11 protein-coding genes are annotated in these 13,766 nt (G+C 34.3%); 6 read left to right on the forward strand and 5 right to left on the reverse strand.

The window, feature by feature from the left end; genetic code table 11:
* The first annotated feature begins 2 nt into the window (after positions 1–2).
* The 6 genes from VB798_RS03645 to VB798_RS03670 all read left to right on the forward strand — a co-directional run bounded on the left by VB798_RS03645 (position 3) and on the right by VB798_RS03670 (position 5,814).
* The gene (locus tag VB798_RS03645) at positions 3–1,529 is read left to right on the forward strand and encodes a c-type cytochrome (protein ID WP_323256083.1); all 1,527 of its coding nucleotides are present in this window, start codon (positions 3–5) and stop codon (positions 1,527–1,529) included.
* A gap of 95 nt (positions 1,530–1,624) precedes the next feature.
* The gene (locus VB798_RS03650; protein ID WP_323256085.1) at positions 1,625–2,956 is read left to right on the forward strand and encodes a c-type cytochrome; all 1,332 of its coding nucleotides are present in this window, start codon (positions 1,625–1,627) and stop codon (positions 2,954–2,956) included.
* Positions 2,957–2,958: 2 nt separating this feature from the next.
* Positions 2,959–3,105, forward strand: coding sequence for a hypothetical protein (locus VB798_RS03655; RefSeq protein WP_323256087.1), 147 nt, complete (start codon positions 2,959–2,961; stop codon positions 3,103–3,105).
* Between the two features lie 171 nt (positions 3,106–3,276).
* Positions 3,277–3,660 (forward strand): hypothetical protein, encoded by a 384-nt coding sequence (locus VB798_RS03660; RefSeq protein WP_323256089.1) that lies wholly within the window; start codon positions 3,277–3,279, stop codon positions 3,658–3,660.
* Between the two features lie 190 nt (positions 3,661–3,850).
* A complete protein-coding gene (locus VB798_RS03665; RefSeq protein ID WP_323256091.1) occupies positions 3,851–4,660 on the forward strand; it encodes an MbnP family protein in 810 nt (269 codons plus the stop codon).
* 56 nt (positions 4,661–4,716) lie between these two features.
* On the forward strand, positions 4,717–5,814 hold the full coding sequence (locus VB798_RS03670; protein ID WP_323256092.1) for a cytochrome-c peroxidase: 1,098 nt from the start codon (positions 4,717–4,719) through the stop codon (positions 5,812–5,814).
* 405 nt (positions 5,815–6,219) lie between these two features.
* Here VB798_RS03670 and VB798_RS03675 read toward each other — a convergent pair whose 3' ends face one another.
* The 5 genes from VB798_RS03675 to VB798_RS03695 all read right to left on the reverse strand — a co-directional run bounded on the left by VB798_RS03675 (position 6,220) and on the right by VB798_RS03695 (position 13,740).
* Positions 6,220–7,653, reverse strand: a complete 1,434-nt coding sequence (locus tag VB798_RS03675; protein ID WP_323256094.1) for a hypothetical protein — start codon at positions 7,651–7,653, stop codon at positions 6,220–6,222.
* On the reverse strand, positions 7,640–8,191 hold the full coding sequence (locus VB798_RS03680; protein WP_184130454.1) for an RNA polymerase sigma factor: 552 nt from the start codon (positions 8,189–8,191) through the stop codon (positions 7,640–7,642). Before VB798_RS03680 ends, VB798_RS03675 begins: the two co-directional genes overlap by 14 nt.
* 46 nt (positions 8,192–8,237) lie before the next feature.
* Positions 8,238–9,500, reverse strand: a complete 1,263-nt coding sequence (locus VB798_RS03685) for an Ig-like domain-containing protein (protein ID WP_323256096.1) — start codon at positions 9,498–9,500, stop codon at positions 8,238–8,240.
* A 51-nt stretch (positions 9,501–9,551) separates the two neighbouring features.
* A complete protein-coding gene (locus tag VB798_RS03690) occupies positions 9,552–10,733 on the reverse strand; it encodes a PepSY-like domain-containing protein (protein ID WP_323256098.1) in 1,182 nt (393 codons plus the stop codon).
* 259 nt (positions 10,734–10,992) lie between these two features.
* Positions 10,993–13,740, reverse strand: a complete 2,748-nt coding sequence (locus tag VB798_RS03695) for a CHAT domain-containing protein (RefSeq protein ID WP_323256100.1) — start codon at positions 13,738–13,740, stop codon at positions 10,993–10,995.
* Between the last annotated feature and the right edge of the window lie 26 nt (positions 13,741–13,766).

The raw sequence follows: 13,766 nt of genomic DNA on the forward strand, positions 1-13,766 counted from the left end.
GGATGAAATCACATGCCCAAATAATTTTAAAGTTTAACAAAAAGCAATATGTATTAGGCTATTCTTTCAAAAGAGTAGCCCCAATACGCATTGCCATAAAAAATATTAAAATGGATTTTCCAATTTTTCACCTCGATTTCATGGGTGACAGACTGCTTATTGCCATCATAGCAGTAATCCATGTACTTATCAATCACGGTTTAGCCGTGGGCTTTATTCCTTTGGTCACTTTACTGGAATACTTCGGTTTCAGAAAAGCCAAACAAAACGAAGTTGTTGATTTAGCATGGGATAATTTAGCCCGTAGATTAATGACGATTGCCTTTATCATTACCACTACACTCGGAGCGATGACGGGCGTAGGTATTTGGCTTTCAGCCTCCTTAGTAAATCCAGCTTCCATCGGTAGTTTGATTCGTGTATTTTATGGCGCTTGGTTTGTAGAATGGATGGTTTTTGTAACCGAAGTTGTCCTGATTATGATTTATTACCTTTCTTGGAAAAAATCAAACATCAGTGTAGAAGCCAAATCTAAACACATCATGTTTGGCGTAAAATTATCAATTGCCTCATGGGTAACGATGGCAATTATTGTATCAATCTTGGGCTTTATGATGGATACAGGCAGTTGGGTAGAAAACAAAACCTTTGTTTCGGGTTTCACCAACCCCATTTATTTACCACAATTAATGTTCCGTACTCCTTTGGCGGCTTTAATGGCAGGTTCATTGGCACTTTTCCTAACGATGTTCCTTACACCAAATGGTTCTGATATTCGCCGAAAAGCTTCAAGAGTTATCGCCCTTTGGATGTTGCTGGCAACGCCTTTTTGTGCTATTGCTGCCTTTTTGTATCATCACAAAATCCCGACATTGATGATTGGGAACTTACCTGTGGCAATAGGCACGATGGACTTTCAATCTTGGTACGACTTACTGGTGTATTTTATTTTCGGAGCTTTATTTTCTGTTTTGGTAGTGGCAGGACTTACTTTCTTCAAACCGAAAATCAAGATTCCGAAACTATTGTACATCATTCCAGTACTCGGTATGTTAGGCTTTGCGGGAATCTTTGAACGCATCCGTGAATTTATCCGAAAACCTTATGTGATCGGAAATTACATGTATTCAAATACCCTCAGAAAAGACGAATATCCTTTATTCAAAAGAGATGGTTTACTCAAGTACGCAACCTACTCGCCTGTACATGAAGTAACTGAAGAAAACCAATTAGTAGCTGGCGAACAAATATTCTTGTTGGCTTGTAGTCGTTGCCATACTACTAACGGAATCAATTCGGTTACCGAGAAATTTGAAACGATGTACAGTTTGAAAGAAGGCGAAAAGTTAAAGCCCGAAATGATGAAATCCTACATTTCGCACATCGAAAATGCTCGCTACTTCATGCCTCCTTTTCCGGGAAATGAAAAAGAATTGGATGCTTTGATTGTGTATATCAAGAGTATTCAAGAAAACAGAGTACCTGTAGAAGGCGTACAGGAAAAAGGACTTCAACTGAGTAAAAACTAATTTTCATTGTTAGGAAATCCTTAAAAGGTTCGTAATGAATTCCTTTGAAGGATTTCCTATTGCCCATTTTTTCAATGGGCTTAAATTTTGATACCATGATATTACAACATATTTTCTTACAAATCTTATTGCAAACGCCAGTACCACACGATTTACCTCTGCCTTTGCCTTTACCACATGGCGTACTGGTTTTTGCCTTAGTTTTTTCATTTTTGTTACATATAATTTTTATTAATCTAATGTTAGGTGGCTCACTCCTAACGCTTTGGAGTGAGATAAAAGGCTTGAAAAATCCTGAGTACGATAAATTGGCTTATGAAATCGCCCAGACAATTACTGTTAATAAAAGTATGGCAGTAGTATTGGGCGTTGCACCTTTGCTGACCATCAATACACTTTACACGCTGTATTTTTATTCGGCAAATGCCCTTACAGGTTTGTTTTGGATAGCCATTATTCCACTCACTACTTTGGCTTTTTTGCTTACTTATGCCCATAAATATTCTTGGAATGTACTGAAAGACAATAAAGCACTTCATATTTCTATGATTGCGGCATCTGTGGCTATTTTTTTATTTATTCCTTTTATCTTTTTGACGAATATCAATTTGATGCTTTTCCCAGAAAAATGGAATACTATTTCTGGTTTCTTTGAAGCTTTGGCTTTACCGAATGTTTTTCCAAGATACTTACACTTCATTTTTGCTTCGTTGGGTGTAACTGGACTTTTCATTTTCTGGTATTTCGGTAGAAAAAGTTTTGCCTTTGAAGAAAAATTCCAAAGTTTGAGTCTTTATGAAATTCGCAAAAAAGCCTATTCACTAACTTTTTCAGCTTCGGTAGCTCAGTTTCTGATTGGACCAATTGTACTCCTGACGCTTCCTACCAAAGGAATTAGTTGGCAATTGATTCTGACGATTCTGACGGGTGCAGCTTTTGCTATTCCAGCTTTATGCTGGATTTGGAAAGCCATTACTGGACAAGCCGAAAAAATCGCTGATAATTTCTGGAAAGTAACATTACTGTTGACCACTACAGTAATTTTTATGGGTTCGGGAAGACATTTATACCGAGCTACGGCTTTAGAGCCCCATCAAAAATTGGTAGCCAAAGAAACTGCCAAGTATCAAAAAGAAGTACAGCAAGCTATCAAAGATGCCAACAACCCCAACAAAAAACCCGTAGTTGCTGATGCTGGCGAAGCCGTTTTTACCGCAAAATGTAGTGCTTGCCATGCTTTAGATACCAAAATTGTAGGCCCACCTGTGACAGAAATGGTAAGTATTTACGAAAAAGACGAAAAAGGACTACATGACTGGATTCGTAAACCGGGGAAAAAACGTACTGATTATCCACAAATGCCTGCTTTGGGTTTATCAGAACAAGAAATCAAAGACGTAGCAACTTATATTCTAAAACAAAAATAACCATGAAGATTTTATTAATCAGTATCGGAATAGCTGCAATTGGCTTAGTGTGCATTGCCGTTGCGGCTAATATTTTGTTGCAATTAACAATTCTCCATAAAAATGGCGTGAGATTTTTACCAATTATCAGAAGAAATAAAAATGAGTAAAAAGAGAAAAATCCTCCCCGACTGGAAAAGAACAGTCGGGGCAATTATTCTGTTGCTAATGCTAATAATATCAATGATATTGGTGTTATTTTTCAATAACTAACAAATATCAGTCTGATATTTTCGTTTTAGAATTAGGATTGAAAAAAATGCTAGCCTAACATTTGCAGAATGTTGACACGTGTTACCATATACTTTCTACTTTTAGTACTGAATTTACCTTTATTCAGTCGCATGGGCGTTGTCGTGTACTTCCAAGCCAATAAAGCTTATATTGCGAAAGTACTTTGTGTAAACAAAAATCGTCCTTCTTTGCACTGTGATGGTAAATGTTATTTAGCTAAAAAACTAAAAGCTGCTGAAGAAAGAGAACATAAGCAAACAGCAGAAAGGTTAGAGAAAATGCCTGAAATTCAGCTATTTTGTCCTTTCGGAAATCTTAATTTTAGCAAAATCTCTTTCATTGAACTTCTCAGAAAAACATCAAATTTTGCTTTTTTAGTCAATCCAGTTGCTGGCATGCTAAAAGGTATTTTTCGTCCTCCGCAATTCTAATTCCTTTCTTTTTACTGGTTTTTGGTTCAAAGCTCTAAAGATTTAATCTTTTTTGCGATGAATATGCCCAAAGCATTGATTTAGGTTGTACATAACCTATTATTCACTTGCATTGGATTCAATCTATTTTTTACTAATCAAAAATTAGTTAGGCAATACAATACTGTCTATCTATTTCAAAATACCTTGTATGAAAACGAATAAATTACTGTTACTACTTTTTTTCTTAGGTTTTATCGTTCTATCTGTTTCTTGTAAAGAAGATGAAATCAATTCAAACGATAAAAACTCAATCACACTTTCTTTCGATAATAAAGTGGGCGACAAGGCTTTAGTACTTGGAACGGGAGCTTATACAAACAGTTCTGGCGAAGATTTTACGGTTACTACTTTGAATTACTTTATTTCTAATGTTTCGTTCAAAAAAGAAGATGGTACTGTTGTTAAATTTCCGAATAATTATTTCTTGATAAAACAGTCAGATGCTGGTAGTCTTGAAGCTGAATTAAAAGATATTCCTACTGGAAATTACAAAGAAGTATCTTTCATGGTTGGTGTAGATAGTACTAGAAGTACTTCTGACCTTAGCCAAAGAATAGGAGTACTTGACCCAGCCTCTTATGGTGATGATGGCATGTACTGGGCATGGAATTCGGGTTATATTTTCTTTAAATTTGAAGGAACATCTTCTGTTATTCCAACAAATGCTACAGGAAAAAGACCATTTCAACTGCACGTAGGAGGTTTTGGAGGAATGACGACAAAAACTGCCAATAATCTTCGCACGATAACATTACCACTCTCAAATGCAGCTACAGTTCGTAGCAATATTGCGCCAAAAGTACATTTGTTTGTAGATATTTTGAAGGTATTTAATGGTACTACTCAAATAAAATTAGCTGAGACCAATTTGGTACATACTATAAATACAGCTACACCTATTGCAGACAACTACAAGCAGATGTTTAGCGTAAACAATGTTAGTAACGATGCTAATTAAAAAAACACTTCTACTCTTCATATTTTTTGAAGAGTAGAAGATTAAATAAATTAGATATGAAGAATCTATTCTTAAACACCAGCGTATTGTTTCTATTTCTGATGGTTTTCTCCTGCTCAAAACAGCCAAATGTGGTAATTGAGCCTGAAAAATTATTTTATCAGCCTAGCAATTTTCAAAGTCCAGTTTATAAATTGGAAAGTAATCCTATTACAAAAGAAGGTTTTGAATTAGGGAAAAGCCTTTTTTATGATGGAATTCTTTCAAGAGATGGCTCAATGTCTTGTGGCGAATGCCATCGACAAGACTTTGGATTTACGCATCATTTGCATGATTTAAGTCATGGAATTGATAACCAGATTGGTTTAAGAAATTCATCATCATTACAAAACCTGGCTTGGGAAAAAACTTTTGGATGGGATGGTGGCGTATTTGATTTAGACCTTTTTGCGATTTCTCCTATCGAAAATCCAGTTGAAATGGACGATAAAGTATCGAACGTATTAGATAAGCTGCGGAAGACTGACAAGTATCCCCTCATGTTCAAAAATGCTTTTGGAACTACTGAAATTACTTCACAACGATTTTTGAAAGCTCTTTCTCAATTTTTATTGTCTTTAGTTTCTGCTAATTCTCGTTATGATAAATACATGAGGAAAGAAAGTGGAGTAGTTTTTAACGAAACAGAATTGGCTGGAATGGAATTATTCAAACAAAAGTGTTCCTCATGCCATGCTGGAGAATTGTTTAGTGATGGAAGTTTCAGAAATAACGGTTTACCGCCAACAGAACGCCAACAAGTAGTTTATAGAATGGTGGATGGTGTTAAGAAAGCATTTATCGAACCTGTAATTGATGATGGAAGAATGCGAGTAACGGAAATGCCCGAAGATAAAAATAAGTTCAAAGTGCCAAGTCTTAGAAATGTTGAAGCCACCAAACCTTATATGCACGATGGACGATTCCTGACGTTAGATGAGGTACTCAATCATTATATGAATACCGTTACGGCTACCCAAAATCTTGACCCAATTCTCAATCAAAATGGTAAACTTGGTATTCCTCTGACGGCTACAGAAAAAACTCAGATTATTGCATTTTTAAGAACACTTACCGACAGAGAATTTCTGACTGATAAAAGGTTTACTCCTTAATCAACAAAAAATATCATGATAAAAGCTATTCAGAAAAATGGCAAACAACTTCACTTGAATGGTTTGAGGGACATCACAGCATTATCACAAATGGGAAGATAACCTACTTTGGGTGCTTTAGGAATTGAATACTACTACAAAACGTATCTTTAGGAGTGAATTATCAGAAGCCAATTAACCAAGATTTATCTGGAGGAGAATTAAAAGCGAATGCAAGTTTGAATGTGCATTTTACAATATTGGTATAGAAAACAGTTTATTTTTTGAGGAGTAATCCGCTTTGGAATACTCCTCAAATCTTAGTTTATAGTTTACTAACTTCTCCGCTAAATAAAGCAACCGTTAGTGCAACAACAATTAATACAATACAAACTAGCCCCTTCCAGAAAAAATTAAATACGCTTATCATTTTAGTTTGAAGTTTATCCCAATATTAAAGCCAATTTTATTGGGTTTGATTAATAACAAAGAATTTGAATCACTTTGTTCGTTGAGCGAATAACTAAAAGTTGGCTCTACAAACAAATAGGCATGATCTCCAATCTGACGAGTAATTCCATAAGCAATATTCGCAAAGGCATTCAACTGGTTACTTCCATTAATTTTATACGCTCCCTCCACGCCTACATTTACATAATGAGAAAGTGATTCCCCTCTTAAAAAAGTATATTGTAAATCAACTTTTGTACCTAAATAATACGCTGACTGAGCATATACTTTTTTGAGTTCAGCAAAACTTACATCTACGCCAGTAGTATTATCAGGTGACTGCACCACTAATGAATCGGTACGAACTTGATAGCTAAAACTATGATTGGTTTTGGTGAAAGTCAAACCCGTTCTTAGCTTAAATCTATCCGATAAAGTAAAAACTAAACCAGCTTGTGTATAAAAACCTAATCTGTCTGCCTCATCATTCACTGCAATTTTGTGAACATAATTCGCATCGTTGCCATTAGCTGTGATGGTATAATAATTAATAAGTGGCATCGCACTTATGTACCATTCTACTGGCTTCGATTCTTTAAAATATACAATAGGTTTTGGTCCACGATACTTTATTTTCGGTGTTCTGAAATGATTTGTAAATGGATGATACGCTTTTGCATCAAGACTTGTTAATAATGTGGAACGTTGCTCCAAATACTTAGTTGCTTCAATACTTTGTTTATTGGCCGACTCGTCATCTATATTTTCATACTTACCTGAGAATACAGCAGAACGATTTACTTTATTGCTTTTATTCAAAGAATATTTTTTTGAATACTGATTCACAAAGTTATTTTGCTTTGCACCATCTGCAAGTTCATTTTGAACCTCATTACTTGAATTAACAGGCGGTATCACTCCTGCTACTTTCAATCTATTTTGTTGTTCTTTTAAAGTTGTTTTTTTACTTTCTGATGATAATTCATGTTGAACTTTTTCAGAAGCTCCATTACTCTCAATTGTTGAAGATACTATTTTGTCTGATTTTTGTAAATGATTTTCCTCAATAATATTCGATTTATTTTCTTTATTTAAGTTTTTATTGTTTTTTTCTAATAAATCCCTAGAATTTATGGTTTTGTTTAACTCTTTTTCTTGTGTTTTTTCAACCTGAGCATTTTCGGTTTCATTACTGATTGACAAAGGCATTAAATACAAACCGATGCATGTCAGCAATAACAAAACTGCTACTGCTGCCATTTGCCAGTACGGTATTTTCCTTGCTGGATTAGCAGGAAGTTGAGGTTCTATTGATTTCCAGAGTTTATCGTTTGGTTCAGTTTCAAAATCAAACAATTTATCTCTGAAAATATCCTCAAAAGGGTCTTTTTCGTTATCAAGTGCGTTCATAGCTGACAATTCCCAGTTGTTTTAATTGCTTTCTGAGTAACTCTTTGGCTCTTGAAAGCTGTGATTTTGAAGTATTCTCGCTCACACCCAACAATTCTCCGATTTCGGCATGATTATAACCATCAATTACATAAAGGTTAAATACCATCCGATAGCCGTCGGGTAATTTATTGATGAGCGCAAGAAGTTCTTCGCTTGTAAGTGTTGATAATAGGTTGGGGTAATCATCGTTGCTTAGTACAATATTTTCATATTCTGTATTTTGTTGAAATTTTAAATTCGCATGATAATAATTTATTGCTGTATGAATTACCGCCTTTCTAACCCAAGCACCAACAGCCTTTGGGTTTTCAAGGGTATGAATGTTATTAAATATTTTCACAAATGCTTCTTGATAGATGTCTTCGGCCTCCTCGGGCGTGCGAGTATAACGACGACAAACACCCATCAATTTGCTTTTATACAGGTTATAAAAAGCAGTTTGGGCTTTGCGGTCGTTTTTTTGGCAGGCTTTGACTAATTCCTGTTCGTTGAGCATTTAGTGAGTTTTGTAGCAGTAATAAATTCTAGTTAAAATTTATTACTTATTTTTTGATTCTAATTGTAAAAGTGGCTTTGAGAATTTCTCCATTTGTACTGGTAACTACATACTTAAATTGATCATTATACTCTTTGCCATCTTGTTGTTTCAGCTTGTATAAAAGCTTTTTGTCTTCAATGCGTATCATACCATAAGTAGGTTGGGTTTCAATACTAATATTCTTGATATTTACACAACCAGAGACGTATAATCTATAAGGAATTTCTATCTCTGTTTCTTTTACTTGACTAGCCGACAATTCCATTTCTCCATTTTTAGCATAAGCTTTACAGGTAGGAATGGCACGAATAAAAATCTCAACAAACATTTTTTGCGGATTCGCTCCATTTTTGTCGTAAATCGTGTACTCTAGCAAATCATTGGCTTCTTGTTTGACAGTTTGGGTATATTCAATTTCTGAATTAGCATTTACTATCGCTTTCCCAAACTGTGGATTAGCCGTAATTTTCAAACTTTTTACATCGTAATTATCACAAATTTTATCGTTTTCAAGCACTTTTATTTTCTGTGTTGAAGTATCATATTTGTCGATAACAATCACATCTGGAATTAAAATATTTCTACACCAAGTTCCTTCAATATCAATCCTTACGGCAACGATTCTACACACAGGATTACTCCCACCTGTGCAGATTTGATAAAAAAAGATGTCATTTTGATAGAAATTACTTTTGGGTGTGTAAACGATTTTATTCTTAACAATTTCGGCAGTACCAAAATTTGGACTATCCAAAATGGCCAAAGAACTTGAATCAACAATGGCATTACAGAAACGGTCATTTTTCAATACATCTAAGACGGTTGGTGTATTTAATTTCACCGTGAAAAAATCTGGAATTGCTCCTGCATTACAAGGAATTTTACTGTAATCCGAAGTAATGTTTACTTTAATAGTATCTCGCTTATCTTTTGTAGGGTCGCCGTTCATCATTTTATAAATCAGGAAATCGGTTACTTCATTCTTTGTAGAATCTGATTTATAAACTAAATAACCTGTTTTAGAAAATGAATATTTACCATACTGAGGTGCACTCACAATTTTAATCGAGCTATAGCCCGATGCTTTCAGAAGCACTTTGGTGTCAATTGCGATAAAATTATTAGGAGGAGTATAATAATTTTTTGTATCAATCAACGACATAGTAGTAACAGTTGGCTTCACTGTTGGCTCGATTTCCCTGATTTCGTCGCAACCAACAACTAAACTCAATACTATGATGAAAAATATACCTACAAAAATTCTCATATTTTTTTTGATGTTTGTTTGTTGACTTATCAACAAACAAACATCGTTTTACTATTTATCTTTTTTGGCTGCAACAAAATTCCCATCTTTATCGAAATAAACGTAGTACTTGTCTGTTCCAAAAGTAATGACAACTAAATATGCCTGTGCAACATCATTTTTAAGACTTACACTTCCTTTCACAAAAGTCCAGCCAACATATACTTTGTTTAAATAATCTTTGACTGCCTGCGGAAGGTCGTTTGCTACAATACTCTTGTCTTCGATTTTAGGAATAGTTGGCAATTTAGGTTCTAAAACACTAATAAATTTACCTTTTCCATCAAAAGTAAGCGTGATAACTTTACCTTCTTTTGCAATAACAATCGTATAAGAATCAATGATTGTATCTTTTACAAGCACCACTCCTTTTTCAAATTTCCAACCTAGATAATTGGCTGAAAGATAATCTTTAATTACTTGTGGTAAGTCGGTATCTTTCAAATATTTAACCTCTGGTTTAGGCACTTGTAATTTTATGGCATTTTTGTTTTTTAAGACACCTGTGCTATCAAAAGTTATCTCGTATAAAACATCTCCAGTTTTGGCAACAACAAAATATGTTTTCTTGCCGTCCGAATCCGTTTTTACGAATGCTCTTACAAATTCAAAGCCGCTCAACTGACTTTGAATATTGGCTGGCAACTCGCTTAAAACGACAGGATAAGTTTTAGGAGATTGTTTGGGCTCTGGCTTCTGACCTTTTGGTTCTATAAAAGTAGCTAATAAAGTGCCAGTAGCATCAAACAGCAAAGTAATTTTTTGATCGTTATACACAATCAGAACCTTGTAGGAAAGCTTAGCGTTGGCATCTTTTCCAACAGCTACTTTTTCTAATTTATAGCCTTTATAATTGGTTTCTAAATACAGTTTTATTGCATCAATTAAGGCTGTTTTCGTTGTATCTGCTTTGATTTCATAAGTACTTAAAATCTTTCCAGCAACTGAAACGGTGGCTTCATGCGCAACGCCGTTCACTAGAAAATCGCAACCATAAACTTTATTTGAATCAATCGTTGTCACTAAAAGCTGTGTTGCGGTCGGATAATCTTGCTTAATTACTGCTGAAACTTTAGCTGCAGAAGCCGCATCAGTCGTTTCATTTTGACTTTGCTGACCAAGATCAATACTTTCTTCACAGCTTGTTAAAATGCTAGTCAATGCCAAGGCAAAGACAAAAAGTACTTTTTTCATAGTATTTCACAAATTTGGATTAACACTTCAATTGAAAATTAAAAAGAGCTTCCCTTGAATTTGTGATCAGTAAACACAAGGAAAATTTTGAGATGCATTTCGAACTATAGACAAGTGCAGGAAAGCAAAGGGTTGCATGAAGTAAAAATAATTTAAAATAGTAGGAATTACTTAAGTGATATTGATGATTTTTTAATCTTGAACGATGAATTTAATAACTGATATACAGTAGTTTAATTCATACAATTTCACTTAGGTTTTACGCCGAATGTTTAGCTTTTTTCCAAACGAAAAAAGCTAACATCACGACTAAAATACCTGCAACAAAATACCATAAAAGATTAGTACTACTCAAAGCAGAAGCATCACCGACAAGTACTGCACCAGCCCAAAAAGTAGGTAATTGGTTTTCGCCTGCTTGGCTTTGTAGAAAGGCTATTTTAGCTTTTTGAAGTGCCAAATCTTTCGACAAACCTTCAGATAAATATTGATAAAACAGTTCGTTTAAAGCATAAGTCGCTTTGTTTTCAACACTCCAAAGTGTGGTTAAAGTAGCAGGAATGCCCAAAGTAGCAAAACCTCTGGATAAACTTAAAATGCCTTCGCCAGTGGCGTTTCTTCCAACGGCAGTTTTGCAGGCAGATAATACCAAAAGTTGGGTTTTGTATCGACTTAATGCGCCTAATTCAGATAATTTTAGTACAGAATCAGCAAAGTAAACCATTGGTTCTTGGTCGCTGTCGTCTGCTTGTGCATGTGTATATAAATGCACAATCTGATAATTATGTGCATTTTCAAAGAAAGTTTGCTTGTTGGCAGCTTGGTTCACAAAGGTTTTTCCGAATGAAAAGTAGTCTGCAACTTTTGTCAAAGATTTGTCAGAATCTGCCAATTCAGTTTGATTCAAGGCTTTTTGATAAGTAACGGGTGCCATTCCGAAGAATTTATTCGTCCAAGAAAAGCTTTCATTACTAACATTTTTCAATAAAAATTGTACTGAATACGTATAACTCAAAGCATAATCTTTCAGTAAATATTCTGCTCTTTTAGCAGATTTACTCATGGCTTCAAAAGGCAAAAAGTATCCATCTTGAGCAATGATTACTCTGCCTTTTGGCACACCCAATTTGGCAAAAAGTTGTTGATACATTTGATTACCCACTTTCAAAAAACCTAAAAAATCTTCATTGGCTTGTTGGTTATCAGCACAATATTTCAGGAAATTTTTTGAATTCTCTTCATAATTTACAAGTGATATTTTTTGTAAAAATGCTTGGTTATGCAATATTTTCATGGCGTAAATTGCCTCATTTCCAACAAAATACTCTACCAAACTAATCTCTCCATTTTTGCTTTCAGATGGCCTTTTTAAGTATTTTTTCACATCTTCCAAAGATGCAGTTGTGGTATCATATTTGTATTGATAATAGGTTGGATTTTTAAGTTCTAAGCTTTTTATAAAGGCTGATTGTTCGTCTTTTGCTTCTAGCAACTGATTCTGCAATTTTGTTAATTTACTTCCTTTAATATCTTGACCAGCCAATTTAGCATTCAATTCAGCGACTTTTTGCTGTAAAGATTTCTCTTTCAGTAAATCTTCAGGAGAAAGTTGTTGCTTGGCACTTAATTCATTCAGGCGGTCATTCAATAAAACTGCTTTACTTTTCTCGAAAAAATAAAATGCCTTTTCATAATTTTTCAAGAGATAACAAGTTTCAATGGCTTGCTCATAAAGATGATGTGTTTTGTTTCGCCAATACAATTTTGATTCTGTTCCCGAATGTTCAAAACGCATTAAATCCACCAATTGGTCAGCAAGAATATATGTTTTTAGGGCATTTCTAAGATAATCTTTTCTTTGTGTAGCCTTGTGATATTCAAGCCAAGTATCCGCTTTATCTTGCAATGTCGTTAAAAAATAAGATTTGAAATCTGCTGCTTGTAGCGATTTTACTGAAGGAATTTCAGTTAAATTGTTAGATTTAAAACCAATTGGAGCAACTTCTAAAGCTTTTTGATAATATTCAAAAGCTTTGGGATAATCCTTTTTTTTCCAATAAACCGCCGCAATGTCATCATAGATAATTACTTTCATGTAGGCATTATCCATCGTTTGCAGGGCCATCAAGTAGTTTTGTAAAGCTTGGTCATAGTCTTGCAAATACTGATAATAGGTAAAACCAATATCTAAAAAATTCAAAGAGTAGCTATAAATATTTTTTTGAAGTTTGTAAATCCGCTGACTTTTTCGAAATGATGCGATGGCATCTTTGTATCGTTTTTGAGCTGTAAATAATTGCCCTGCCCAATAATAGGCATAAGGCAAATAACCCGACGGGTCTTTTTTCTCCAATAGTAAAATTACTTCTTTCAGATTATCACTTGCTTTTTCAGTTTGCGACATCATCGTTAGTGTTTTTACTTTTTCAATCAAACTAAAAGCTAATCCTACATCATTTTTGGTTTGTTTGGCAAAATTGATTCCTAAATCTACGTTACTAATAGCTTTTTCAAAATCGCCCATTTTGCTGAAAATATTGGCTTTTTGGGCATAAGCTCTTGATAAATATGCTGTTTTTTGAAAATTTGTTTTGGCAATTGCGATACATTTATCAAGGTTATCCAAAGCTATTTGATAATGCCCAAGCTGATTTTCATATACTCCTAAATTAAAGTAATTCGTTTCTAAGTAAAAACGATTGATGTCCGATTTGGTAAGGCTATTCACGACAATTGCCTTTTTTGTGTAAGCTATGGAATTTTCAAATTCGTTCTCTTTTGCATAAAAAGTAGCAATTTGCTGTAAAATTGAACTATAAACAGAATCTTTTCCAAAGCATTTTTCACTGCTTGATAACAAAATAAATAAGCGTTTTTTTTGTTGAGCTGGCTCTAGTTTTGAGATTTTTTGTAGCGTATTGAGCGTTTCATTTTTGGAAGGACAAGTCGCCTTCGAAAGAAAAGGGAAGAATAAAATAATAAAAAATAAAGTAATTTTTCTGAGCACCAAAGTATTTTTTTTAGGTTAGGATT

This window comes from Arcicella lustrica (assembly GCF_034930985.1).
In the GTDB taxonomy this organism is placed as follows: Bacteria; Bacteroidota; Bacteroidia; order Cytophagales; family Spirosomataceae; genus Arcicella; species Arcicella lustrica.